Genomic DNA, 25,098 nt, shown 5'->3' with positions numbered 1-25,098 from the left:
GGCGGCGCAGCCCACCCAGGGGCGCGGGGAACTGCGCGACCAGCCACCCAGGACCCGCAGCCAGACGGCACCACCAGCCGGGATGGCAATCCAGCCCAGGGCAGGGCAACCCCTCAGGGGCGCGGGGAACTGCGCGATCAGCCACACACGGCCCGCGGCCAGACGGCACCACCAGCTCGGAGCGCCAATCCAGCCCGGGGCAGAGCAACTCCCCAGGGGCGCGGGGAACTGCGCGATCAGCCACAGGCGGCCCGCGCCTATGGGCAGGACGTCGGGGTGGTGCGCCGCAGGCCGGGCTGGTTCAGGGGAGGACCCTGTAGAGGACCTGGTTGGCCGGGCCGGAGGTCACCCTTTTCAGCCAGGGCTCAGCTGCGGACCGGCCGGCCACGACCCAGTGGACGTCGTACCGCCGGAGGATGTCGCGGCGCGCGGCGGCCGGGGTGCTCGCGTCGAAATAGTCGCGTACCGCCGTGTCCCGCGCGGCCTCGTCCGGGAGGAAGATGTCGGGGTAGCCCGGGGCGACCGTGTACGGACCGTACGCCGGGATCTGCCGGGAGGGGTACGTCGTCGCCATCACCACGTCCCCGTACTTCACCCACGGGGTGATCCAGTGGTACCCCACCCACGGCGTGTGGTACTTCGACGCGACCACGGACGGCAGCGCACCCCGGTCCACCACGTACCCCGCCGTCCCCACCTGCGTCCACGCCCCCACAGCCAGCGCAGCGCCCAGCACGCACGCCCACGCCACCCGCACGGACCGCGCCCCCGCCGCCGCCACCTCCAGCGCCGCCGCGAGCTGCGCCGGGATCAGCGCGGCCGGCAGGGCGCGGCCCCACGAGTAGTGCCCCGACAGCCCGCCCGCCGCGAACACCAGCGCCCCGAACACGAAGAAGAGGGCAAGCGGGTCCCAGCGGTCCCTGCGCCAGCGGAGCACCAGCGCCGCGACTCCGAGCAGGACCAGGCCGAACCGCCCGGCGAGGTCGTCGTACAGCGGCCGGTGGATCGCCTCCAGGTCCGCGCCCGCCGAGAACAGCGAGAAGAAGTCGTAGTACGGCCACAGCCACAGCACCGCCAGCCCCAGCACGAGCGCGGCACCGAGTCGCAGCAGCACCGCCCGCCCGGGACGGGCGGCGACCACCGTCGCCAGCGCGCCGAGCGAGGCCACCACCCCGGTGAACTGGTGGCTCAGCAGGATCAGCGACCACAGGACACCCAGGCCGAGCCAGACGCCCCAACCGGCGCCGTCCCGCACCGCGCGGGTCAGCCACGCCCAGAAGTGGAAGGACAGCCCGAGCGCGAACACGCTGGGGTACGCCACCGTCAGCGCCAGGGAGTTGAGGCCGACGAAGCCGCTCCAGTTGAAGAGCGTGGTGCCCCACAGGAAGAGCAGGCTGAGCAGGGCCAGTGCGGGCGCTGCCCGATGGGCGCCGAGCGTACGGACGTACCGCCACACGCCGGTGGCGAACAGCCCGAGCCCGACGACCGCGGCGATCCGCAGCACGACGAACACCGACAGCCCGCTCAGCTTGGCGACACAGCCCAGCACTAGCATCCACGGCGAGTAGTACGGGCTCGGCGTGTCCGCGTCGACCAGCGGATTGCCGGGGTGCAGCAGGCTGTGCCGCAGGCGCTGCACGGTGGCCGCGTGCATACCGAGGTCGCCCGCCCAGGGCAGCCGGACGATCACCAGCAGCATCAGGACGAGGACGGCACCGGCGGCGACCTGCGGCAGCACCCGGCCGGCGGTGACCACCCGGGGCGGCGTGGCACGCGTCCCGCGGTCCGGGGACGACGGCCGGCCGGCTCTCGATGAGGTCGCAGTCACATCGCCGACCCTAGCCGAAACGTACCGATTAGCAGGAAACGGTAAATTCAAAGATCGCTTTTCTCTAGACGGCGGCAAGAACCCTGTGCCCGGCACGGGGTGAAACGCGAGGCGCCCCGGGCCGTTCCGGCCCGGGGCGCCTTCAGTGCCGTGACCGCGTGCGCGGCGCGGGCGTCACGAATGCGTGCGCAGCAGCGTCCGCATCGTGCGCATCGCCACCGACAGGTTGGCGAGGTCGAAGGAGTCCGAGCCGCGGATCTCCTCCAGGGTGGTGCGCGCGCGGGCCAGGATGGGCGCGTTCTTCCGCTCCCAGTCCTCGAACCGCTCCTGGGGCGTCGACGTGCCGTTGCCGACGGCGAGGACGTCCGCGGTGAGCGCCGCGTGGGCCGCGTACAGGTCCTCGCGGATGGAGGCGCGGGCCATCGACTGCCAGCGGTCGTTGCGGGGCAGCTCGATGATGCGGTCCATCAGCTGGGTGATGCTGAGCCGGTCGGCGAGGTCGTAGTACACCTCGGCGACGTCCAGCGGCTCCTTGCCCATGCGGTCGGCCACCGAGACGATGTCGAGCGCCGGGAAGGCGGAGGAGAAGCCGGCCACACGGGTGGCGAGTTCCTCCGGGACGCCGGCGGCGGACAGCTCGTCGTACACGTGCTGGTACCACTCCAGGTCCGCGCCGCGCAGCAGCTTCGGCAGCTGCTGCCAGACGTGCTCGACCCGCTCGGCGAAGAACTCGACCGTCTCGGCGAGCTGCAGCGGCTGCGGCCGGTTGTTGAGCAGCCAGCGCGTGCCACGCTCGACGAGGCGGCGCGAGTGCAGCCGGATGCGGGTCTGGACGGCGGCCTCGACCTGGTTGTCGAGGGCCTCGACCGCGTCCCACACGGGCGCCGAGCAGAAGACCCTGCGCGCCGCGGTCTGCGCGCGGACGATCTCCTCCAGCGAGGCGCCCGTCTCCTCGCGCAGGCGGTGCAGATACGTCGTACCGCCCGTGTTGACCGTGTCGTTGACCAGCACGGTCGTGGTGATCTCGCGGTGCAGCGGGTGGCTGAGGATGCGGTCGGCGAACTTCTCGCGCAGGGCGGTCGGGAAGTACGCGTGCAGCAGGCCGCGCAGGTACGGGTCGTCGGGCAGCGTGGTGTGCAGCAGCTCCTCGGCGACCGTGATCTTCGTGTACGCCAGCAGGACGGCCGTCTCCGGCCCGGTCAGTCCCTTGCCCTGGTTCAGGCGTTCGCGGATCTGGCGGTCGGTCGGCAGGAACTCCAGCGCCCGGTCCAGGTGGCCCTCGCGGACCAGGTGACGGATGAAGCGCTGCTGCGCGTGCATCATGTCGTTGGACTGGGCGAGCGCGTTGGCGATCGCGGTGTTCTGCGCGTAGTTGTTGCGCAGGACCAGGGCGCCGACCTCGTCGGTCATCTCGGCGAGCAGCTTGTTGCGCTGCTTGACCGTCATGTCGCCGTCGGTGACCAGGCCGTTCAGCAGGATCTTGATGTTCACCTCGTGGTCGGAGGTGTCCACGCCCGCGCTGTTGTCGATGGCGTCGGTGTTGATCCGCCCGCCGTGCAGGGCGAACTCGATCCGGCCGAGCTGGGTCAGGCCCAGGTTGCCGCCCTCGCCGACGACCTTGACCCGCAGGTTGTCGCCGTCGACGCGGATGGCGTCGTTGGCCTTGTCGCCGACGTCCGCGTGCGACTCGGTGGACGCCTTCACGTACGTGCCGATGCCGCCGTTCCACAGCAGGTCGACCGGCGCCTGGAGGATCGCCTTCATCAGGTCGGCCGGGGTCATCTTGGCGACCTTGTCCTCGATGCCGAGGGCCTCGCGGATGTGGCTGTTGAGCGGGATCGACTTGGCGCTGCGCGGGAAGATCCCGCCGCCCGCCGACAGCAGCTCGGTGTTGTAGTCGGCCCAGCTGGAGCGGGGCAGTTCGAACAGGCGGCGGCGCTCGGCGTAGGAGGTGGCCGCGTCCGGCACCGGGTCGATGACGATGTGCCGGTGGTCGAAGGCGGCGACCAGGCGGATGTGCTCGGAGAGCAGCATGCCGTTGCCGAACACGTCACCGGACATGTCGCCGATGCCGACGACCGTGAAGTCCTCGGTCTGCGTGTCCACGCCCAGCTCGCGGAAGTGCCGCTTGACGGACTCCCAGGCGCCGCGCGCGGTGATGCCCATGCCCTTGTGGTCGTAGCCGGCGCTGCCGCCGGAGGCGAAGGCGTCGCCGAGCCAGAAGTTGTACGACTCCGCGACCTCGTTGGCGATGTCGGAGAACGTCGCGGTGCCCTTGTCGGCGGCGACCACCAGGTAGGTGTCGTCCCCGTCGTGCCGCACCACGTCCTGGGGCGGGACGACCTCGCCCGCGACCATGTTGTCGGTGATGTCGAGCAGCGCCGAGATGAACGTCTTGTAGCTGGCGATGCCCTCGGCCAGCCAGGCGTCCCGGTCCACGCTCGGGTCGGGGAGCTGCTTGGCGACGAAGCCGCCCTTGGCGCCGACCGGCACGATGACGGTGTTCTTCACCATCTGCGCCTTGACCAGGCCGAGGATCTCCGTGCGGAAGTCCTCACGGCGGTCGGACCAGCGCAGGCCACCGCGCGCGACCTTGCCGAAGCGCAGGTGCACGCCCTCGACGCGCGGCGAGTACACCCAGATCTCGTACGCCGGGCGGGGCGCCGGCAGGTCCGGGATGGCCTGCGGGTCGAACTTCATCGACACGTAGTCGTGCGGCTTGCCGCCCAGCGCCTCCTGGAAGAAGTTCGTGCGCAGGGTGGCCTTGATGACGGTCAGGAAGGAGCGCAGGATGCGGTCCTCGTCCAGGCTCGCCACCTGGTCCAGGGCGGCGTCCAGCTCCTCCAGGAGGGCGTCGATCAGCTCCAGGCCGGCGTTCTGCCGGTCCGGGGACATCCGCGCCTCGAACAGGGAGACGAGGAGCCGGGTGGTGTGGACGTTGTTGCGGAGGGTGTCCTCCATGTAGTCCTGGCTGAAGGTGGAGCCGGCCTGCCGCAGGTACTTCGCGTACGCGCGCAGCACCATGGCCTGCCGCCAGGTCAGCCCGGCGCCCAGCACGAGGGTGTTGAAGCCGTCGTTCTCCGCGTGCCCGGTCCAGCTCGCGGCGAAGGCCTCCTGGAACCGCTCGCGGCCGTCGTCGCCCAGGTAGTCGCCGTTGGTGCTGCCCTGCGCCTTGGGCATGCGCAGGCCGAAGTCGTAGATCCAGGCGGTGGTGCGGTCCGTGCAGCGCAGCTCGTACGGCCGCTCGTCGACCACCTCGACGCCGAGGCGCTGGAGCACCGGGAGCACCGCGGTCAGCGAGACGGCCTCGCCCTTGCGGTAGATCTTGAAGCGGCGCTCGTCGGGGGCGGCGCCCACCGGCTCGTACAGGCTGAGCGCGAAGTCGTTGCCCGCCTCCCGGCTGAGCCGCTCCAGGTGGATCAGGTCGGCGACCGCCGCGCGCGGGCTGTGGTCCGCCTTGTAGCCCTCGGTGAAGGCGTTGTGGTAGCGGCGCAGCAGTTCGGCGGCGCGCTCCTCGCCCAGCTCGGCGTTGAGCGCCTCGGCGAACCCGTCGGCCCAGGAGCGGGCCGCCTCGACCAGGCGGGCCTCGATGCGCTCCCGGTCGGCGTCGGACAGCTCGGGCAGCTCGGTGCCCTGCGGGACGCGGATGACGAAGTGCAGCCGGGACAGGATCGACTCGGTGTTCCACGCGGTGAAGTCGACGCTGGTGCCGCCGAGCTCCTCCTTGAGGATGTCGATGATCCGCAGCCGGACGCCGGTGGTGTAGCGGTCGCGCGGGAGGTAGACCAGCGCGGAGTAGTAGCGGCCGTACTCGTCCTGGCGCAGGTAGAGCCGCAGCCGGCGGCGTTCCTGGAGGTAGAGGACGCTGGTCGCGATCGACTGCAGTTCGGCGGGCGGGGTCTGGAACAGCTCGTCGCGCGGGTAGGTCTCCAGGATCTGGAGCAGGTCGCGGCCGTCGTGGCTGTTGGGCGAGAAGCCGGCGCGGTCGAGGACCTCGTCGACTTTGCGGCGGATGACCGGCACGCGGCGGACGGACTCGGTGTAGGCGGCGGAGGAGAACAGGCCGAGGAAGCGGCGCTCGCCGACCACGTTGCCCTCGGCGTCGAACTTCTTGACGCCGATGTAGTCCAGGTAGGACGGCCGGTGCACGGTGGACCGGCTGTTGGCCTTGGTCAGCACGAGCAGCTTGTGTTCGCGGGCCTTGGCGCGGGCGTCGGCCGGGAGCCGTTCGAAGGAGGGGCTGACCGGGTGCTGGTCGTCCTCGGAGTGGTGCGGGTCGGAGCGCAGGATGCCGAGGCCGGTGCCGGGCACGGCGGCGAGGGTGTCGTCCTCGCGCAGCTGGTACTCGCGGTAGCCGAGGAAGGTGAAGTGGTCGGCCGACAGCCAGCGCAGCAGCTCGCAGGCCTCCTCGACCTCCGGCTCGGTCAGGTCGCCGGGCACGGGCTCGCTGCTGAGGCCCTCGGCGGTGCGGACCGCCGTGTCCCGCATCTTCTCCCAGTCCTCGACGGCCTCGCGGACGTCGGAGAGGACGCGCAGCAGGTCGGCGGTGATCTGCTTGAGGTCGGAGCGGTCGGTCTCCCGGTCGATCTCGACGTGGATCCAGGACTCGAAGTGCGCGTCGTGCGGCAGGTCACCGCTGGGCCGGTGGGGCAGGACCTCGATCAGCTTGCCGGTGACGTCGCGCCGCACCACGAACTGGGGGTGGATGACGACGTGGATGCCGCGTCCCTGCCGGGTCAGCTCGTTGGTGACCGAGTCGACGAGGAAGGGCATGTCGTCGGTGACGACCTCGACGACGGTGTGGCTGCAGGTCCAGCCGTTCTCCTCGACCGTCGGGGTGTGGACCCGGACGTTGGCCGTGCCCTGGGGGCGGTTCTCGGCGAGCCGGTAGTGCGAGACCGCGGCGCCGAAGACGTCGACCGGGTCGCGGTCGGCGAGGTCCTCGGGTGCGGTGTGCAGGTAGTAGCGCTGGAGGAACGCGAGCACGGACTCGCCGTCCGGAATGTCCGGGGTGCCCTCGCTCGTCGTCCCAGTCGGTAGGTGCCCCCCGACCGGGCTGTTCTCAGCTACCCGGGCGGCCCGATCGAGCAGCTCGGCCTTGGCTTCGTCCAGCTTGGTCTGCATTGTCCTCTGACTCCTGTCGCGCGCCGTTGCGTGACGTAGAAGGAAGTACGGTCTCTTCCCCTCCGGAATGACGCCACGGCCCGGGATGTCCGGTCCGTTCAGACGCTATGCCGCGAGGTGTGAAGAGCGGGGGGTATTCGGCCATGATCGGCGTACCCACGGGATGTGACGCCGCCCTCGGCACCGTCGTGTCCTGGGGTGCCCTCGGCGTCCTGGGGGGCCTGCCGCCCCCGTCCCGCCCGCGAAGACCAGCGACCGCCGCCCGGCCACGGAGGTGTTCCGTGCGGCCCGGGCGCAGGGCAGGGACGACGGCGTCCCCGCGAGCTATCGCGCTGATCACGCCACAAGGCTATCGCTCCTCCCGGGGGGCCCGTCATGAGCCGTATGTGTACAAAACCGGGGGTAGAACTTTGACGTTCTGCACAGGGGCGGGAACGGGACAGGTGGCGTAAACAGCTCCACCCCATCAGGTACGTCCACCGCCCTCGGACCGTTCACCGGGCCCTACGCGGCCGCCGCTCTCTCCGCCTCGGCGACAGCCTCGCGGAGCGTGTCCACCACGGGCACGCCGGCCGCCTCCAGGCTGGCCCTGCTGTGCGATCCGCCGGTGTACAGCACGGCCCGCGCGCCCACCTGCCGGGCCGCGACCGCGTCGTCAGCCGCGTCCCCGATCACCACGGTCCGGGCCGGATCCACCACGCCGCCGAGGGCCGTCAGGTGCCGCACCATGTGCTCGGCCTTGCTCCCGCCGGACGGACCGGTCCGCCCGTCCACCCGTATGAAGTGCCCCTCGATCCCGAAGCCACGCACCAAGGGCACCAGTTCCTCGTGCCCGTACATGCTCAGCAGCGACTGACTGTGCCCGGCCGACCGCCACCCCGCGAGCAGCTCGGCCGCCCCCTCGGTCAGCCCGCACCGCACCCGGTGCTCCGTGTAGTACCGGTGGAAGACGCCGTCCATCAGCTCCCACTCGGCGTCCGTCGGCAGCCGGCCCAGCAGCCGCTCGTAGAACTTCGGCACCGGGACGCAGTACAGCGCCCGGTACTGCTCCAGCGTGATCGCCGCGAGCCCCAGCTCGGCGAAGGCCGCGTTCGTCGCCCCGATGATCGCCTCATTGTCGTGGAACAGCGTCCCGTTCCAGTCCCACACAATGTGCGTCCCTGTGTGCATCCCCATGCCGAAAACCGTACCCGCCGCCACTGACAATCACGGCAGACCGTTCATCGACGCAGGTCAGACCATACGCAGACGAGGCTCAGGCGCTCCCCACCAGGTTCGGGACCTCCTGCGTGGCGTACCAGAGCAACTCGTGGTCCTCGGCCGCGTCCACCACGGACTGCGCGTCGCCGTCCCCGCCGTCGGCCGCCTGAAGCGCCTCCGCCGCAGCGGCCACGTCCGCCTCGGCGTCGCCGGCGTCGACGTGCACCGCGGCCGCCTTGCCCAGCGGCACGCTCACGGTCACCGTCACCTCGCCGGGCTCGGCCGCGTCCGGCCCACGCTCCGGATCCGGTGCGGCGGCCCCGTCGGGTACGTCGGCGGCGACCACGACCCGGCGCCGCGCCGCCCTGGCGTCCGCCGCGAGCAGCCGCAGGGAGGCCAGCGCGGCCCGGCCGAGCGCCGCGTACTCCAGTTCCTCGGTGTCCTCGGAGACGTACCACTCGCGCAGCGCGGGCGTGACGGCGTACGCGACGAACGGTCCCGTCCCCAGCCGGCCCGTCTGGTGCGCCTCGGCGAGACCGGGGAGGGTCAGGGGGACGTAGACGCGCATGGCTCGCCGCTCTTTCCTGGTCAGAGGCGTTCGCTGGATCCTCGGGGCCAGCAACTCGCGCGTCGCCCGGAGGGCCTTCAGGATACGTGCCGGGTGTCCCCTTTCGAGTCCCCGCAGGTGCCGTCGGCGGCGTCCACCTCAGGCCGCGGAGTCACCCGGGCCCGCCCGTACGTCACGGGCCGCACCCCTCCTCGATTCACCCGGATAAGTGAACTTCCCGGCCGCTCGGCCGCCGCCTGGCCTTCCTTGCCTTGCCCGGTCCCGTCCCCGTACAAGATCCCCACCACGAGTTACCGCCCGGTACGACCCGAGCCGCCGAACGGGGACCCCCATGAACAAGGTCATGAGCCGCACCACGCACCCCCGCCCCCGCCACCGCCCCCCAACGCGTCACGACACCCGCCGCCCCACCACCGCGCCGCCCCGGAGGCCCCTCACCCGCGCGGTCCGTACGAGCCCGGAGCGGGTCCGTACGGCCCCTGCGGCCCCCGCCCCCCGCCAGCGCCCCACCGACCTCTTCGCCGACCGCCTGCTGGCCGTCCTGAGCGGCCGGCGCCCCGTCCACTGGATGCTGCGGCACACGGCGGGACGCGGCTACGACGACCTGGTCCGCCTGGCCGAGCGCAGCCCCCTGCGCACCCGCGGCACCCACCCCGTCATCCACGACATCGGCTACTACGTCCCCCGCTCCGGCGCCCTCGAGGTCTTCGCCCGCATCGCCGCCGGCCCCCAACTACGCGCCCTCGCCTTCCGCCTGGAACAATCCCCCGACCTCCGCTGGCGCTGCACAGCAGTAGAAACCCGCTGACCACGCCCCCCGTACGCAGCTGCGGGCAGACGCAGCCCGCGCTCCCCTCCCCCCGCACGTAGCTGCGGGCATGCGTGCCGCTAAGGGCGGCACGGGTGGGCGCAGCGGCACCCCGCAGGCGCGGGCAAGTGAAACCCACCCCCGCCCAGCACCAGCACCAGCACCAGCACCGGACACGCACCTGGGCCGGGCCCCCCCGAAAGGAGACCCGGCCCAGAACACTTGGCAAACGCCCCGCGGGCTACTTCTTGCGGCGCCGCCCACCCTTCGCCTGCTTACGACGCTCAGCCCGAGTCAACCCATCGGCCTCCGACCGCACCGCGTCCTCGTCCGCGAGATCCCGCTCGACGATCCCGCCCTCCCCGTCCACGCTCGGCGCGGAGAAGTGCAGGTCCCGCCGCTGCGGAACGTCCAGCCCCTTGGCCCGGATCTCCGGCCGCGCACCCGCCTGCGCGGGCACCGTGTCCTGGACACCCTCCGGCACCGGCTGGGCGTCCTCCACCGGGACCTCCTCGACCTGCTGCTCGACCTGGACCTCCAGGTTGAACAGGTAGCCGACGGACTCCTCCTTGATGCCCTCCATCATCGCGGTGAACATGTCGAAGCCCTCGCGCTGGTACTCGACCAGCGGGTCCTTCTGCGCCATCGCGCGCAGGCCGATGCCCTCCTGGAGGTAGTCCATCTCGTACAGGTGCTCGCGCCACTTGCGGTCCAGCACCGACAGCACGACGCGCCGCTCCAGCTCACGCATGATCTCGGAGCCGAGCTGCGCCTCACGGGACTCGTACTGCTCGTGGATGTCGTCCTTGATGGACTCGGAGATGAACTCGGCGGTCAGACCGGCCCGGTCGCCGGCCGCGTCCTCCAGCTCCTCGACGGTGACCTTCACCGGGTAGAGCTGCTTGAACGCGCCCCACAGCCGGTCCAGGTCCCAGTCCTCGGGGAAGCCCTCGGCGGTCTCGGCGCCGATGTAGGCGTCGATCGTGTCGTCCATGAAGTGCTGCACCTGCTCGTGCAGGTCCTCGCCCTCCAGGACACGCCGGCGCTCGCCGTAGATGACCTCGCGCTGCCGGTTGAGCACCTCGTCGTACTTCAGGACGTTCTTACGCGTCTCGAAGTTCTGCTGCTCGACCTGGGACTGCGCGGACGCGATCGCGCGCGTGACCATCTTGTTCTCGATCGGCACGTCGTCCGGCACGTTCGCCATGGACATCACGCGCTCGACCATCTGGGCCTTGAACAGCCGCATCAGGTCGTCGCCGAGGGAGAGGTAGAAGCGGGACTCGCCGGGGTCGCCCTGACGGCCGGAACGACCGCGCAGCTGGTTGTCGATACGGCGCGACTCGTGCCGCTCGGTGCCCAGCACGTACAGGCCGCCGGCCTCCTCGACCTCTTCCTTCTCCGCCTTCACGGCCTGCTCGGCCTTCTCCAGGGCGGCGGGCAGCGCGGCGGCCCACTCCTCGATGTGCTCCTCGGGGTCGAGGCCGCGCTGGCGCAGCTCCGCCTCAGCGAGGTCCTCGGGGTTGCCGCCGAGCTTGATGTCGGTACCGCGGCCGGCCATGTTGGTGGCCACCGTGACGGCGCCCTTGCGGCCGGCCTGGGCGACGATCGACGCCTCACGCTCGTGGTGCTTGGCGTTCAGCACCTCGTGCTGGATGCCGCGCTTGCTGAGCTGCTGGGACAGGTACTCCGACTTCTCGACGGACGTCGTGCCGACGAGGATCGGCTGGCCGATCTCGTGCTTCTCGGCGATGTCGTCGACGACCGCCTCGAACTTGGCCACCTCGGTGCGGTAGATCAGGTCCGCCTGGTCCTTGCGGACCATCGGCCGGTTGGTGGGGATCGGGACCACGCCGAGCTTGTAGATCTGGTGGAACTCGGCGGCCTCGGTCATCGCCGTACCGGTCATGCCGGAGAGCTTGTTGTAGAGGCGGAAGAAGTTCTGCAGGGTGATCGTGGCGAGCGTCTGGTTCTCGTCCTTGATGTCCACCCCTTCCTTCGCCTCGATCGCCTGGTGCATGCCCTCGTTGTAGCGGCGGCCGGCGAGGATACGGCCGGTGTGCTCGTCGACGATCATGACTTCGCCGTCGAGGACGACGTAGTCCTTGTCGTTCTTGAAGAGTTCCTTCGCCTTGATGGCGTTGTTCAGGTAGCCCACGAGCGGGGTGTTCACCGACTCGTAGAGGTTGTCGATGCCCAGCCAGTCCTCGACCTTGGTGACACCGGACTCGTGGATGGCGACCGTGCGCTTCTTCTCGTCGACGTCGTAGTCGCCGGTCTCCTCGACGCCCTTGAGCGGGTTGCCCGCCTCGCCGCGCTTGAGGCGCAGGACCAGCTTGGCGAAGTCGCCGTACCACTTGGTGGCCTGGTCGGCGGGGCCGGAGATGATCAGCGGCGTACGGGCCTCGTCGACGAGGATGGAGTCGACCTCGTCGACGATGGCGAAGTTGTGGCCCCGCTGGACCAGCTCGTCCTGCGACCACGCCATGTTGTCGCGCAGGTAGTCGAAGCCGAACTCGTTGTTCGTGCCGTAGGTGATGTCGCAGTTGTACTGCTCGCGCCGCTCGGCCGGGGTCATGTTGGCGAGGATGCAGCCGACGGTCAGGCCCAGGAACTTGTGGACGCGGCCCATCATCTCGGAGTCGCGCTCGGCCAGGTAGTCGTTGACCGTGATGAGGTGGACGCCGTCGCCGGAGAGCGCGTTCAGGTACGCGGGCAGGGTGCCGACGAGGGTCTTGCCCTCACCGGTCTTCATCTCGGCCACGTAGCCGAGGTGGAGGGCGGCACCGCCCATCATCTGCACGTCGTAGTGGCGCTGGCCGAGGACACGCTTGGCGGCCTCGCGGACCGTGGCGAACGCCTCGGGGAGGAGGTCGTCCAGGGTCTCCCCATCGGCGTACCGCTGCTTGTACTCCTCGGTGAGGGCACGCAGCTCGGCGTCGGAGAGGCCGACGAAGTCCTCTTCGATGGAGTTGACCTGGTCCGCGATGCGGTGCAGCTTGCGCAGGATCTTGCCTTCGCCTGCACGCATGATCTTCGAGAGGACGGACACGGGGGCTGGTCTCCTTGCCGGTCGGGCCTGGGACGGTCGGTTTTCCATTGGACATACTGAGCGACGGCCATCGTATGCGAGGACCCGGCCGTGCCGGGAGGCCTGGCGGCCCGACGGCTGCTTCACCCTGGACAACGGACGGGAAGCGCGGATGGTGCCGCACCGGCGCGGGGATTTACGCGAATTGTGATCACCTCCTCACACTGGGCGAAAAGTGATGGCGTACAGGGGTCCGGCCGAGCAGAATCGGGCGATGGAACCCGTGACGCTCACCACCGACCGTCTCGTGCTGCGCGCGGTCGGCCCGGCGGACACCGACGCGGTGTACGCGGCCGCCCAGGACCCCGACATCCAGCGCTGGACCACGATCCCCTCGCCCTACCTGCCCGAGCACGCGCGGAGCTTCACGGAGCAGATGGTGCCCGATGGCTGGGCGGAGTCCTCGCTGTTCACCTTCGGCGTGTTCCTCCCGGGCGGGGAACTCGCCGGCATGCTCGCCCTCACGATGCGCTCCCTGGGGATGGCCGAGATCGGCTTCTGGGCCACCAAGGAGCACCGTGGCCGCGGCTACGTCACCGAGGCCGCCCTCGCCGCCTCCCGCTGGGCGTTCACCGCGATGTCCGTCGACCGCGTGGAATGGCGCGCAGAGGTCGGCAACCACGCCTCCCGCGCGGTCGCCGAGCGGGCCGGCTTCACCGTCGAGGGCACCCTGCGCTCCGCCATCAACAACAAGGGCGTACGACGGGACTGCTGGGTGGGCTCCCTGCTCCCCTCGGACCTGGGCCTGCCCTCGGCCGCCCCGTACCTGCCCGCGCGCGGGTAGCCGTCCCATCCCCTGCCCGCGCGCGGGCAGGCGTCCTCGTGCGGAACCGCAGGTCGTGCCCCGCTGTCAGTGGCACGCTCTATCGTCCGGTGTCATGACGACCCTTCCGCGCCCCGAACTCGCCCTCTCCGCGGACGAAGCCCGGCGGATAGCCCTGCGGGCCCAGGGCCTGCTGGGCGCGCCCGACCGCAGGGCCGGAGTCCGCGGCGTCCTGCGGCACCTCGGCGCGGTCCAGCTCGACACCATCTCGGTGCTCGCCCGCAGCCACGAGCTGGTGCCGTACGCCCGTCTCGGCGCGGTCGGCCGCAAGACCGTCGAGTCCGCCTACTGGAAGGACGCGCACGCCTTCGAGTACTGGTCGCACGCCGCCTGCCTGCTGCCCGTCGAGGAGTGGCCGCACTTCGCCTTCCGCCGCCGCGCCTACCGCGACCGCCCGCACTGGAACCACCAGCTCCCCGACGGGGCCTACGAGCAGGTGATCGGGCAACTGCGCGCGGAAGGCCCGCTCACCGCGACCGAGTTGGGCGGCGCGAAGAGGACCAGCGACTGGTGGGACTGGTCCGGCGCCAAGGTCGCCGTGGAGCGCGCGCTGATGTACGGCGAGGTGGTCTGCGTGGAGCGCCGCGGCTGGAAGCGGGTGTACGACCTGGCCGAGCGCGCGATCCCGGGCGTGCTGCTGCACGACGAGCTGGACGACGCCGAGTGCCTGCGCCGGCTGGTCCGGCTGGCCGGCGAGTCCCTCGGCGTCGGCACGCGCGCGGACATCGCCGACTACCACCGGCTGAAGGCCGAGCAGGTCGACGCGGTGATCGCCGACTCGGGTCTGGTCCCGGTGACGGTGGAGGGCTGGGGCAGGCCCGCGTGGGCCGACCCGGTGGCCGTGGCGACACCGCCGCGCGGCCGGCACCGCACCACCCTGCTGTCCCCGTTCGACTCGCTGATCTGGGACCGGGCACGCACCGAGCGGATCTTCGGCTTCACCCACCGCCTGGAGGCGTACGTCCCCAGGCCCAAGCGCGTGTACGGCTATTTCGCGATGCCGGTGCTGGCGGGCGGGCGTCTGGTCGGGCGGGTCGATCCCGCGCGGGAGGGCGACACGCTGGTGGCCCGGCAGGTCGCCCTGGAGGGACCGAGGGCGGTCCCCGCGGTGGCGAGCGCGCTGGTCCACGCGGCGAGCTGGGTGGGTGTCATGGACATCCGGGTGGAGCGGGTGGACTCACCGGAGCTGCGCGACGCGCTCGTCCGGGAGGTGCCCCGGGCGATGGTCGCGGCGCTGCGCTGAGAGGGCTCAGCGGATCTCCAGGATCTTCTCGCGCATCGCGTAGACGACCGCCTCCATCCGGGAGTGCAGCTGCAGCTTCTCCAGGATGTTGCGGACGTGGTTCTTCACCGTGTTCTCGGAGATGAACAGTTCCTTGGCGATGTCCCGGTTGTTCATCCCCGTGGCGACGAGCTTGAGGACCTCCAGCTCACGGTCGGTCAGCCGCGGCGCGGGCACCAGCCGCCGCTCGTCGGTGCGCTGGATCATGGACTTGAACTCGGTGAGGAGCTTGGACGCCATGGACGGGCTGATCTGCGACTGCCCGTCGGCCACCGCGCGAATGGCCGTGGCCACCTCGTCGGTCGAGATCTCCTTCAGGAGGTATCCGGTCGCGCCCGCCTTGATCGCCTCGTAGAGGTCGGCCTCCTCGTCGCTGATCGTCAGCATAATGATCTTCGCGCTGGGGGCGACCTCCTTGATGGAGGTGCAGGCCTCGATCCCGCCGCGCCGGGGCATCCGCACGTCCATCAGCACGATGTCGGGCAGCAGGTCGGCGGCCTTGTCCACGGCCTCGGCGCCGTCGCCGGCCTCGCCGACGACCTGGATGTCCTCCTCGGCGGCGAGCACGATCTCCAGGCCACGGCGGAACAGGGCGTGGTCGTCGACGACGAGGACCCTGATCGGCTCCTCGCGCGGAGAGCCGGCGTCGGAGCCCATGCCGATGACACCGTCGTCGGTGTCCGCGTCCCGCATCGGTCCGAAGGTGTCCGCCATCGTTCCTCCCCCTGAAGGCTGTGGCCTGTGGTCCTGTGCCATCGCCAACCCAAGGCAGCGGCCCACCGGTTGGGCCGGTCCGGCCATGATTTCATGCCGGGGCCGTCCCGGAGTGACGCACGGGGCGCGAAGTGGTCGCACACCGGTGCCCCTGGGGGCGCACACAGCGCGCTCCAAGGGGCACCGGTTCCGCTTCGTCCCGGCCGGTCAGCCGCCGAGCGTGCCGCCCGCCGCGGGGGGCTGCGCCTCGGCAACCATCGGGTCGGTGCTGAGGTGGATGACGCCGTAGTCGTAGGCGTGCCGCCGGTAGACGACACTCGGTTCCTTGGTCTCGGAGTCGACGAACAAGTAGAAGTCGTGGCCGACCAGTTCCATCTCGTAGAGCGCCTGGTCGAGGCTCATCGGGGAGGCGACGTGGGTCTTCTCGCGGACGACGAGGGGGCCTTCGCCCTTGACCTCCAGCGAGCCGATCTTCTTGGTCGGCACCCCGTCCGTCTCCTCGTCCTGGACGGGCAGGCCGTTCCCGCTGAGCGTCGCCGCGCCCGGGACGTGGTCGGGGACCTCGGCTGCCGAGATCCGGCGCGCGCCGCGGCGCGAGAAACGCTTGTCGTGCTGCTTGCGCAGCCGGGCACCGAGCTTCTCCGCCGCCAGGTCGAGTGCCGCGTACGGATCGCTGGCGGCCGCCTCCGCGCGGATGACCGGACCGCGGGAGCGGAGGGTGATCTCCACTCGTTCACAGCGGTCGGCCTGGCGGGGGTTGGGCTCCTTGGACACCTCGACGTCGAGGCTGATCACCTTGCCATCGAGCTTCTGGATCTTCTCCAGATTCAGCTTCTCGGCCACGTGCTTGCGGAACCGCTCGGGCACCTCGGTCTTGCGGCCCTTGACGACGATGTCCACGCAGAACTCCGTTCCCGGATCGCTCCGCTCGGCGGCGGAGCATCTCCCTTTCGCACCAGGTTCCGGTCAGGTCCGGAACCTCGGACTCGGTGACTTCCACCTCCTCCTCCCCCGTGGGCAAGATCTCCACCCCACCGGCGCGGGTGATTGGCGAAACCCACGGCGCGGCATTCGGATATGAGAGGTGGTGGCCTGCGCCTTTCCTCACAACCGAACATATCTCGCCCGGACGGATGTCGTCACCCTCTACCGGCGCGTACCTCCATTCAGGTGAATTACCCCTCTCACTACCTGCAACGATGCACGTTCACAGTCAGTTCCTGTTTATTTCGAAAGAATCCACGGGGGCGGCGACCACGGCCGCGCGCGGCCTCGGCACGGCGGGGTTCACCGCCGTCAATTCAGCTGCACTGTGCACCCAGTTACCGTGCTCCCGAGCTCCCCCTTCCCGTCGTTTCCCCCTACCTTCCCGAGTTGCGCGCTCGTACACGACCGTTTCTCCGCCGCTGTGCCCACCGGCCGGCTCACGCAGAGCGCGGGCGGCTTCCGCGAGGGTGGCGCCGGTCGTCAGCAGGTCATCGACGAGCACGGCGCGGCCCGTGCCGAGCAGCCGGGCGCCGACGGCCGTCACCTCCAGCGCTCCCGCGAGGTTCGCCAGGCGGTGCCGCGAGTCGAGCCCCGCCTGGTCGGCCACGGCCCGCCGCTGCCGCAGCACCGCGGCCACCCGGGCGGGGGTGCCAGTGCGCCGTAGTTCCCCGGCCGCGGCGAGCGCCAGCCGGCGCACCGGATCGTGCCCACGCGCCCGCACGGCCCACCGGGCGGAGGGCACGGGGACGAGCAGCACGGGCCCGGCCCTGCGGCCCGGAGGCGACGGACTCCCCGCGGGCCCGGCGTCCCCGCTGGGCCCGGCGTCCGCGGCGGGCTTCTCCGCGCGGAGTCCCGCCCGCACCGCGCCCGCCAGAGCCGCGCCCAGAGCCCCTGCGAGCGCCAGCGCACCGCGCTCCTTGTGCGCGAGGAGGACCGCCCGCACCGCGTCGCCGTACGGAGCCGCCGCGTGCACCACCGGCAGCCCCGCCGGCTCGGGCACCGGCCTCACCCGCCGCGCCCCGGCGCCGGAGAGCGCGGCCCGGCACTCCGGGCAGAGCACCGTACGAGGTGCCCCGCAGCCGCCGCACTCGGCCGGAAGCACCAGGTCGGCGAAGTCCTGCCACCACCCCCGCATGGCCACCACTGTGCCAAGGCCCCGGACGCCGGACCAGCCCTGTGGACAAGGGCCTGTGGACAACCAGACCCGGCCGGTACCAGCGCTCACCCCTGCGAGTGACGGCCGTGCGCGGACAGTCCCGACAGAGCTGACCAAGCCTGGCTGGGAACCGGCGGAACGGCCTCGTCAGCCCGGGTAGACGGGCCCGGTACCGGCCTTGTCCACCTTCTGCCACTGCGCCCCGGTCGGCAGCCGTACGATCCCGTCCTCAGAGGAGTAGGCCACCAGAGGCACCCGCTCGCCCTCGGACGCGGCGATCGACTTGGCACCCGGCAGCGCGGCGGGCGCCGGGCCGTCCAGCGTGGAGCCGTCGACCTGGACGTACCGCATCTGCTGCACGCCGCCCTGCTCGCTGCCCACCACGACGAGCCGGCTGTCCCCGGCCCAGGACATGGCCGTGACCTCTTCCAGGTCGGGCGTGGCGGAGCGCAGCCCGAGGACCGAGACGGCGGGCCCGGACGTGGACCTGTCCGCCCGTTCGATCCGGCCGATGAGCAGGGACTGCTTGCCGTCCTTCTCCACGACCAGCGCGATCCGCACCCCGTCGGCGGCCACCCGCACGTCGCGGATCCGCCCGTCCAGCTCCGGTACGGCGACCTTCACCGGCCTGCCTCCGCCCTGCGCCAGCACGTACAGCCCGCTGTGGGCCGGGTCGCGGTCGGCCACCCACAGGTCGCCCCGTGCGTCCCAGCTGGGCTTGGTCAGCCGGTCGTCCGGGTCCGGTCCCTGGCTGGTGACGACGGGGTCGCCGAGCGAACCGCCGGCGGCCAGTGAGGTCACGTACAGCGTGCGGCCGTCGGCGCCGACCCCCGCGGCCGTCTGCTCGTCCCGCGAGACCGCGACCGACCGCAGCGCCTTGCCGCCCTCGCCCAGCGCGCCCGGCACCGCCGTACCGCTGGTGCCGGTGGATCCGGTCGCCATCCGCACCAGGCGGTGCCGGCTGTCCAGGAAGTACAGGTACTCGGGGCGCTTGGCCGAGCCTCGCCAGGCGAGGTCCTCGGCCCGCTGCTCGGTGAGGTCGCACAGCGGGCGGTCGCCGGGCCCCCGCAGCGCGATCGAGTCCAGCGTCGGGGTCAGGTTACGCAGGGTGAACAGCAACTGGGTCGCCATCTCGGCGCACTTGGCCCGACCGACCCGGGCGGCCTTGTCGTTCACCGGCACCGTCAGCTTGTTCTGGTCGTCCGGTTGCAGCCCCGACACGTCGGCCTGCAGGGCCGAATCGGACGGGAAGCTCGTCCTGACCACCTGTCCGAGCCAGCGCGTCGGGCCGCTCAGCAAGGAACGGACCATCTGGGTCATGGGGTCCACCCGGCTGCGGATGAAGACCGGGTCGGCGACGGCCACCGGCTGCGCGGTCGCCCCGACCGTCGTGTTCGAGGCGAAGTAGTACTTGTCGACGGACATGTAGTTGCGCTGGAAGTCCGACTTGGCCATGACGACGCCCTGCGGGAGCGCGTCGATGCGCCACTGCTTGGTCTTGGCGTCCCGCGAGAGGTGCACCTTCTTGTCGTACGGCCCGGCGGCGGGCGTGTACGCCTGCTGCGCGTCCAGCGTGGCGACCCGGCTGCCCGACAGCACGTAGGTGACGCTGTCGGGGTCCTTCTCGGGTTCCTCGCGGCCGCCCGTCGTCCGCGCGGTCATGATGCTCGGCCCGTTGGCGAGCACGGTCGCCGACTTCTCGGGGTGCCAGGCGTGCGCGGCGTCGGCGGTCAGGTACTTGCGTGCCGTGTCGTAGTTCGGGTCGTCGCTGGTCAGCGCCTCCAGGAAGCCCTGCACGATCTCGGTGGCGCCGGCGCCGTCCTGCGGCGGCATGGCGAAGACCCGGACCTGGGTGTCCTGTCGCGGCGTGGACTCCACGTTCCGCAGATCGCCGCTGTCGGGCATCGAGGCGCACCCGGCCAGCAGGACGGCCCCACAGGCGGCGTACGCCACCGCGCGCCCCGGCCTGCGCCGGGCGCCCCCCTCGCGGTCAGCGCCCACGAAATGCCTCCCCTGGCTCGGTCGAGTCCTCCGGTCCGGCGGCCGGGCGCGGTCGGTCCGTGCCGTTCTCGCGCGCGGGAGCGGCGGCGGGCCGGGTGTCCGGGCGCGGGGCGCCCCCGGCCGGCCGGGACACCACGCGCGCGTTGCCGTTGCCGGGCAGCGCGGTCGGGTCGGCGGCGGGGGTGCCGGCGGACAGCCGCGGGGCGCGCGGCGGCAGCGGCTGCACCGGGCCCACGGCCGGCTGCACCGGTACGGTGGCCCGCTTGTCGCCGCCCCCGCGGGGCAGTCCCGCGTCGTCGAGGCCCCGGTTGCGGCGCGAGTCCTTGGGTTCCAGCGGTATCGGCGAGCCCCGCAGCGGCTCGTCCGCGGTCCTGGGCAGCGTCAGCCGGAACTGCGAGCCGCCGCCCGGTTCGCCCCAGGCCTGCAGCCAGCCGCCGTGCAGCCGGGCGTCCTCCAGGGCGATCGACAGGCCCAGGCCGGTTCCACCGGTGGTACGCGCGCGTGCCGGGTCGGCCCGCCAGAAGCGGCTGAAGACGCGGGTGGCCTCGCCGGGCTTGAGTCCGACGCCGTAGTCGCGCACCGCGATGGCGACGGCGCCGCCCGCGGCGGCCAGTTTCACGACGACGTCCTTGCCGTCGCCGTGCTCGACGGCGTTGACGACGAGGTTGCGCAGCACGCGCTCGACGCGCCGGGCGTCGGCCTCGGCGACGACCGGCTGCTGGTCGCCGAGCACGCGTATGCGTGTGCCCTTGCGTTCGGCAAGCGGCTCGGCGCCGCCGACGACGCGCCGGACGACCTCCCGCAGGTCTATCGGCTCCGCCTCCAGCGCCGCCGCGCCCGCGTCGAAGCGGCTGATCTCCAGCAGGTCGGCGAGCAACGACTCGAAGCGGTCCAGCTGGTCGGCGAGCAGTTCGGCCGACCGCGCGGTCACCGGATCGAAGTCCTCGCGGGCCTCGTGGATGACGTCGGCCGCCATCCGTACGGTGGTCAGCGGCGTCCGCAGCTCGTGCGAGACGTCGGAGACGAACCGGCGCTGCATCCGGGAGAGGTCCTCCATCTGCTGGATCTTCACCTGGAGGTTCTGCGCCATCTTGTTGAACGCCTCGCCCAGACGGGCGATGTCGTCCTCGCCGGTGACCTTCATCCGCTCCTGCAGCCGGCCGGCCGACAGCCGCTCCGCGATCCCCGCGGCCATCCGCACGGGCGTGACGACCTGCCGCACCACCAGCCAGGCGATGGCGCCCAGCAGGACGACGACGAAGAGCCCGGCGGTCGCGAGGGTGCCCTTGACGACGTTGAGGGACTTCTCCTCCTGGGTGAGCGGGAAGAGGTAGTACAGCTCGTAGGAGTGGTTGTTGGGGTCGTTGAGCTGCTTGCCGATGACCAGCGCCGGCTGGGACTCCTTGCCGTCCTTGTAGATGATCCTGGTGTAGCTCTGGGCGGCCGTCGTGCTGCTGTTGACGCGGTCCCGCAGGTCGCCGGGGACGCTGGTGGTCGGGTCGACGTTTCCGGAACCGCGCGGGCTGCGTCCGCCGCCGCTGTCGTCGCCGGAGGGCAGCGTCACGACGTCGAAGGCGCCCGCGCCACCGCTGGACAGCGACTCCACGAGGTCGCTCATCCACTGGATGACGTTCTGCGCCTGCCGTCCGTCGGCCGTGGTGGAGCCGTCGCCGGTGCCGCTGCCGGTACCGCCGGCGGCCTCGTCGGCCTTCTGTTTGGCCACCGCGAAGCCGCCGGTGGCCTGGCTCTGCGACGCCCTCACCTTCGCGTCCAGCAGGCCGTTGCGCACCTGCCCGATCACGACGAAGCCGAGCAGCAGGACCACGCCCAGCGACATCAGCAGGGTCGTGGCGACGACCCGCAGCTGGATGTTGCGCCGCCACAGCCGCATGACGGGCAGCAGCGGGCGGCGCACCCAGCGCATGAACAGCCGCAGGACCGGGCTGCCCTGCACCCCGCCCTGCAGCAGGCCGCCCTCCACCAGGCGCGCCCAGCGTGTGCCCGCCGTCTTCGTGCCCGCCGTCTTCCGGCCGACAGGCCGCCCCGGACGGGACCCGGACCTGCCGGGAGCCGAGGCGGCGCTGTCCCCGGGCATGTCAGCTCGGTCCGGCCTTGTAACCGACACCACGGACGGTCACGACGATCTCGGGCCGCTCGGGGTCCTTCTCGACCTTGGAGCGCAGCCGCTGGACGTGCACGTTGACCAGGCGGGTGTCGGCGGCGTGCCGGTAGCCCCACACCTGCTCCAGCAGCACCTCACGGGTGAACACCTGCCAGGGCTTGCGCGCGAGGGCGACCAGCAGGTCGAACTCCAGCGGGGTCAGCGCGATCGACTGCCCGTCCCGCTTCACGGAGTGCCCGGCCACGTCGATCACCAGGTCACCTATGGTGAGCTGCTCCGGTGCCGGTTCCTCCGACCGCCGCAGCCGCGCCCGGATGCGGGCCACCAGCTCCTTGGGCTTGAACGGCTTGACGATGTAGTCGTCGGCGCCCGACTCCAGGCCCACGACGACGTCGACCGTGTCGCTCTTGGCGGTGAGCATCACGATCGGCACCCCGGACTCCGCCCTGATCAGGCGGCACACCTCGATGCCGTCCCGGCCGGGCAGCATCAGGTCCAGCAGCACCAGGTCGGGCTTGGTCTCCCGGAAAGCGGCCAGCGCCTTGTCGCCGTCGGCTACGAAAGACGGCTCAAAACCTTCACCACGCAGCACGATGCCGAGCATCTCGGCCAGTGCGGTGTCGTCGTCGACGACAAGGACTCGTCCCTTCATAAACGACATCATCCCATTAGCTAATCGTTACCTGGCGTGACCTGGCACACAGCTCGGCCAGAGCCTCGGCCGTCACTGGTGAAACGGCTCCTTCTTCGGTGACGACGGCCGTCACCAGCTCGGGCGGCGTCACGTCGAACGCCGGGTTGTACGCCTGGGTTCCCAGGGGTGCCACCGCGATCCCGCCTCCCGCTCCCGTCGCCTGCGCCTGTGGCGCAGTGATCTCCGTCACTTCGAAGCCGGGACGCTGCTCGACCTCGACGGACGCCCCGTCCGGGGTGCCCGGGTCCACCGTCGTCACCGGCGCCACCACGATGAACGGCACATGGTGGTACCGCGCGAGCACCGCGAGCGGATAGCTCCCCACCTTGTTCGCCACCGAGCCGTCGGCCGCGATCCGGTCCGCCCCGATCAGCACCGCGTCCACCTCCCCCGCCGCGAACAGCGATCCCGCCGCGTTGTCAGTGAGCAAGGTGTACGCCATTCCGTTGCGGGCCGCTTCGTACGCCGTCAGGCGAGCACCTTGCAGCAACGGACGCGTTTCGTCCACCCACAGCCTCCGCAGCCGCCCCGCCCGGTGCGCGGCCAGCGCCACCGCGAACGCCGTACCCTCCCCGCCCGACACCAGCGATCCGGTGTTGCAGTGCGTGAGAACGCGGTGCCCGCCACCGGGCAGCAGCTCGTCCAGCAGCGCCAGGCCGTGGGCGGCCATCCGGGCGCTGGCCTCGGCGTCCTGGCGGTGCAGGGCACGCGCGGCACCCAGGGCCGCCTCGGCCGCGCCGGCGGCGTCACCGGTCCCGGCGAGCGCGGCCCGGTACGCCTCCCGGGCCCGGCGCACGCCGACGGACAGGTTTACCGCGGTCGGCCGGGCGGCCTCCAGCGCCTGCGCCGCCTCGTCGACGTCATAGCCCCGAGCGGCGGCGAGCGCGACGCCGTACGCCCCGGCGATGCCGAGCAGCGGCGCCCCCCGGACGGCAAGCGAACGGATCGCCTCCACCAGGGCGGGCGCGTCCGTGCACACCAGCTCGCTCTCCTCGGCGGGGAGCCGCGTCTGGTCGAGGAGGACCAGTACGGGGCCCTCGGGCGGTTCCTCCCATCGGATCACCGGTATCTCTCCCGGCCGCCTGTCACCGCCGGTTCGCGCCTGCTGATCAGCCATGCGATCAGTCTGCCCTCTTTCCGCCGGACAATTGAAGGCGTCCCGTGAAGGCGTCCGGCCCCTACCGCGGCAGGTCGCCCTGTCGGCACCCCATGGCACGATGGCTGCCAACCTGCCGCCGCGACCGCGGACGGGCACCGTGAAGGAGCTTCGATGACTGACACTCCGGGCTGGGCCTCGCCCGGATCCGCCCCGTCGTCCGACGGGCGGGAACCCGGCGCGTCCGCCCCCGCCGACCCCGCCGCCGACCGCCCCGGCCCCGACGCCCCGGCGGAACCCGCCGCGCAGCCGGGCGCACAGCCGCAGGCACCAGGCGCGAAGTGGTCCGCCGAGCAGCCGCCGGCCGGACAGTGGTCCGCCCCCACGGGCCCCCCGAGCCCCGGCCAGGCACCGCCGCCCCCACCGCCCGGCCCGGGCTGGGGCGGCCCGCAGCCCGGCGGCCCGGCCGGCTACCCGGGCGCGGGCGGCTACGGCGCTCCCGGCGGCCCCGGAGGCCACGGCCCGGGGGGACCCGGCGGCCCGGGTGGTTACGGCGTCCCCGGCGGCTACGGAGCCTGGGGCGGCGGCTGGGGAGGCCCCCCGCCCGCCGCCAAGCCCGGCGTCATCCCACTGCGCCCGCTCGGCGTCGGCGAGATCCTCGACGGCGCCGTCTCCACCATGCGCACCTACTGGCGCACGGTCCTCGGCATCTCCCTCAGCGTCGCGCTGGTCACCCAGATCGCCGTGATCCTGCTGCAGGGCCTCGTCCTGAACGACACCGAGACCACCGCCGCCTTCGACGACCCCAGCGCCACCGCGGGCGAGGTCGGCCGGGCCTTCGCCGAACTGATGGCCGGCACCGGCGTCGTCGCCCTGGTCTCGGTGATCGGCACCATCGTCGCCACCGCCCTGCTGACGACCGTCACCAGCCGTGCCGTCCTCGGCAAGCAGATCACCGCCGGCCAGGCATGGCGCGACGCCCGCCCCCAGGTCCCCGGACTGTTCGGGCTGCTCCTGCTGCTCGGACTCATCTCGGTCGGCGTGGTGGCCGGCGCCACCCTGCCCGGCATCCTCGTCGCCGTCACCGGCGGCAACACCGGCCTCAGCATCGCGCTGATCGTCCTCGGCGTCCTCGCGGCCGTCCCCGTGCTGCTCTGGCTGATGATCCGCTTCTCCCTCGCCTCCCCCGCGCTCATGCTGGAGAAGCAGGGCATCCGGAAGTCGATGAGCCGCTCCACCAAGCTCGTGAGCGGCTCCTGGTGGCGCGTCCTCGGCATCCAGCTGCTCGCCGGGATCATCGCCAACATCATGGCCTCGCTCGTCGGACTGCCCTTCGTCATCCTCGCCGCCGTGGTCAGCGGTGACGGCATGCAGGCCTTCCTGAGCACCACCCCCGGACACGTCGGCTGGACGTTCCTCGTCATCAGCGGCATCGGCTCGGTCATCGGCGCCATGGTCACGATGCCCGTCAACGCGGGCGTCACCGTGCTCCTCTACATCGACCAGCGCATCCGCCGCGAGGCCCTCGACCTCGAACTGGCCCGCGCCGCCGGCGTCCAGGACTACGGCGCCCCCGCCCCCGGCGCCGTACCGGGGAGCTGACG

At 71.7% G+C, this 25,098-nt stretch carries 16 protein-coding genes; 4 read left to right on the top strand and 12 right to left on the bottom strand.

Annotated features, from left to right (window positions below):
• Nucleotides 1-301 precede the first annotated feature (301 nt).
• From DBP14_RS21810 to DBP14_RS21795, 4 genes are all read right to left on the bottom strand, one after another.
• Nucleotides 302-1,699 (bottom strand): hypothetical protein, encoded by a 1,398-nt coding sequence (locus DBP14_RS21810; protein WP_129312011.1) that lies wholly within the window; start codon nucleotides 1,697-1,699, stop codon nucleotides 302-304.
• Nucleotides 1,700-2,002: 303 nt separating this feature from the next.
• Nucleotides 2,003-6,952: an NAD-glutamate dehydrogenase gene (locus DBP14_RS21805; protein ID WP_129308833.1), complete on the bottom strand. Its 4,950-nt coding sequence runs from the start codon at nucleotides 6,950-6,952 to the stop codon at nucleotides 2,003-2,005.
• A gap of 504 nt (nucleotides 6,953-7,456) precedes the next feature.
• Entirely contained in the window at nucleotides 7,457-8,128 is a 672-nt protein-coding gene (locus DBP14_RS21800) for an HAD family hydrolase (protein ID WP_129308832.1), read from the bottom strand.
• A gap of 79 nt (nucleotides 8,129-8,207) precedes the next feature.
• Nucleotides 8,208-8,720, bottom strand: coding sequence for a hypothetical protein (locus tag DBP14_RS21795; protein WP_129308831.1), 513 nt, complete (start codon nucleotides 8,718-8,720; stop codon nucleotides 8,208-8,210).
• 331 nt (nucleotides 8,721-9,051) lie between these two features.
• On the opposite strand from DBP14_RS21795, the gene DBP14_RS21790 reads away from it, so the two are divergent.
• A complete protein-coding gene (locus tag DBP14_RS21790) occupies nucleotides 9,052-9,528 on the top strand; it encodes an Rv3235 family protein (RefSeq protein ID WP_129308830.1) in 477 nt (158 codons plus the stop codon).
• Between the two features lie 241 nt (nucleotides 9,529-9,769).
• Here the strand turns inward: DBP14_RS21790 and secA are convergent, their stop codons facing one another.
• Nucleotides 9,770-12,580, bottom strand: a complete 2,811-nt coding sequence (gene secA, locus DBP14_RS21785; RefSeq protein ID WP_129308829.1) for a preprotein translocase subunit SecA — start codon at nucleotides 12,578-12,580, stop codon at nucleotides 9,770-9,772.
• Nucleotides 12,581-12,833: 253 nt separating this feature from the next.
• Here secA and DBP14_RS21780 point away from each other — a divergent pair, with 253 nt between their 5' ends.
• Entirely contained in the window at nucleotides 12,834-13,403 is a 570-nt protein-coding gene (locus DBP14_RS21780) for a GNAT family N-acetyltransferase (protein ID WP_129308828.1), read from the top strand.
• 94 nt (nucleotides 13,404-13,497) lie between these two features.
• The gene (locus DBP14_RS21775; RefSeq protein WP_129308827.1) at nucleotides 13,498-14,685 is read left to right on the top strand and encodes a crosslink repair DNA glycosylase YcaQ family protein; all 1,188 of its coding nucleotides are present in this window, start codon (nucleotides 13,498-13,500) and stop codon (nucleotides 14,683-14,685) included.
• A 6-nt stretch (nucleotides 14,686-14,691) separates the two neighbouring features.
• On the opposite strand, the gene DBP14_RS21770 is transcribed toward DBP14_RS21775, so the two are convergent.
• The 7 genes from DBP14_RS21770 to mtnA form a co-directional block, all read right to left on the bottom strand.
• Nucleotides 14,692-15,438, bottom strand: coding sequence for a response regulator transcription factor (locus DBP14_RS21770; protein WP_129308826.1), 747 nt, complete (start codon nucleotides 15,436-15,438; stop codon nucleotides 14,692-14,694).
• 207 nt (nucleotides 15,439-15,645) lie between these two features.
• Nucleotides 15,646-16,338 (bottom strand): ribosome-associated translation inhibitor RaiA, encoded by a 693-nt coding sequence (gene raiA, locus DBP14_RS21765; protein WP_129308825.1) that lies wholly within the window; start codon nucleotides 16,336-16,338, stop codon nucleotides 15,646-15,648.
• A gap of 313 nt (nucleotides 16,339-16,651) precedes the next feature.
• Nucleotides 16,652-17,560, bottom strand: coding sequence for a ComF family protein (locus tag DBP14_RS21760; RefSeq protein WP_129308824.1), 909 nt, complete (start codon nucleotides 17,558-17,560; stop codon nucleotides 16,652-16,654).
• A gap of 168 nt (nucleotides 17,561-17,728) precedes the next feature.
• Nucleotides 17,729-19,582, bottom strand: a complete 1,854-nt coding sequence (locus DBP14_RS21755; RefSeq protein WP_129308823.1) for an LpqB family beta-propeller domain-containing protein — start codon at nucleotides 19,580-19,582, stop codon at nucleotides 17,729-17,731.
• On the bottom strand, nucleotides 19,572-21,677 hold the full coding sequence (mtrB, locus tag DBP14_RS21750) for an MtrAB system histidine kinase MtrB (protein WP_206739319.1): 2,106 nt from the start codon (nucleotides 21,675-21,677) through the stop codon (nucleotides 19,572-19,574). The genes DBP14_RS21755 and mtrB overlap by 11 nt, the downstream gene beginning before the upstream one ends.
• 1 nt (nucleotide 21,678) lies before the next feature.
• Nucleotides 21,679-22,368 carry a two-component system response regulator MtrA gene (mtrA, locus tag DBP14_RS21745; RefSeq protein WP_191870552.1) on the bottom strand — a complete coding sequence of 230 codons (690 nt, stop codon included), beginning with the start codon at nucleotides 22,366-22,368 and terminating at the stop codon, nucleotides 21,679-21,681.
• Between the two features lie 4 nt (nucleotides 22,369-22,372).
• A complete protein-coding gene (mtnA, locus tag DBP14_RS21740; protein WP_129308822.1) occupies nucleotides 22,373-23,515 on the bottom strand; it encodes an S-methyl-5-thioribose-1-phosphate isomerase in 1,143 nt (380 codons plus the stop codon).
• A 153-nt stretch (nucleotides 23,516-23,668) separates the two neighbouring features.
• Here mtnA and DBP14_RS36155 point away from each other — a divergent pair, with 153 nt between their 5' ends.
• Nucleotides 23,669-25,096, top strand: coding sequence for a hypothetical protein (locus tag DBP14_RS36155; RefSeq protein WP_164992384.1), 1,428 nt, complete (start codon nucleotides 23,669-23,671; stop codon nucleotides 25,094-25,096).
• The last annotated feature ends 2 nt before the right edge of the window (nucleotides 25,097-25,098 follow it).

This window comes from Streptomyces sp. L2 (assembly GCF_004124325.1).
Lineage (GTDB): Bacteria > Actinomycetota > Actinomycetes > Streptomycetales > Streptomycetaceae > Streptomyces.
Note: the sequence above shows the minus strand (reverse complement) of the source record. Positions and strands in the feature narration are given on the sequence as shown.

What these genes read in the sequence shown, in the direction of transcription:
- DBP14_RS21810 (WP_129312011.1), bottom strand. Translation starts at nt 1,699, where the DNA reads ATGCTGCTGGTGATCGTCCGGCTGCCCTGGGCGGGCGACCTCGGTATG.
- DBP14_RS21805 (WP_129308833.1), bottom strand. Translation starts at nt 6,952, where the DNA reads ATGCAGACCAAGCTGGACGAAGCCAAGGCCGAGCTGCTCGATCGGGCC.
- DBP14_RS21800 (WP_129308832.1), bottom strand. Translation starts at nt 8,128, where the DNA reads ATGGGGATGCACACAGGGACGCACATTGTGTGGGACTGGAACGGGACG.
- DBP14_RS21795 (WP_129308831.1), bottom strand. Translation starts at nt 8,720, where the DNA reads ATGCGCGTCTACGTCCCCCTGACCCTCCCCGGTCTCGCCGAGGCGCAC.
- DBP14_RS21790 (WP_129308830.1), top strand. Translation starts at nt 9,052, where the DNA reads ATGAACAAGGTCATGAGCCGCACCACGCACCCCCGCCCCCGCCACCGC.
- DBP14_RS21780 (WP_129308828.1), top strand. Translation starts at nt 12,834, where the DNA reads ATGGAACCCGTGACGCTCACCACCGACCGTCTCGTGCTGCGCGCGGTC.
- DBP14_RS21775 (WP_129308827.1), top strand. Translation starts at nt 13,498, where the DNA reads ATGACGACCCTTCCGCGCCCCGAACTCGCCCTCTCCGCGGACGAAGCC.
- DBP14_RS21770 (WP_129308826.1), bottom strand. Translation starts at nt 15,438, where the DNA reads ATGGCGGACACCTTCGGACCGATGCGGGACGCGGACACCGACGACGGT.
- DBP14_RS21760 (WP_129308824.1), bottom strand. Translation starts at nt 17,560, where the DNA reads ATGCGGGGGTGGTGGCAGGACTTCGCCGACCTGGTGCTTCCGGCCGAG.
- mtrB (WP_206739319.1), bottom strand. Translation starts at nt 21,677, where the DNA reads ATGCCCGGGGACAGCGCCGCCTCGGCTCCCGGCAGGTCCGGGTCCCGT.
- mtrA (WP_191870552.1), bottom strand. Translation starts at nt 22,368, where the DNA reads ATGATGTCGTTTATGAAGGGACGAGTCCTTGTCGTCGACGACGACACC.
- mtnA (WP_129308822.1), bottom strand. Translation starts at nt 23,515, where the DNA reads ATGGCTGATCAGCAGGCGCGAACCGGCGGTGACAGGCGGCCGGGAGAG.
- DBP14_RS36155 (WP_164992384.1), top strand. Translation starts at nt 23,669, where the DNA reads ATGACTGACACTCCGGGCTGGGCCTCGCCCGGATCCGCCCCGTCGTCC.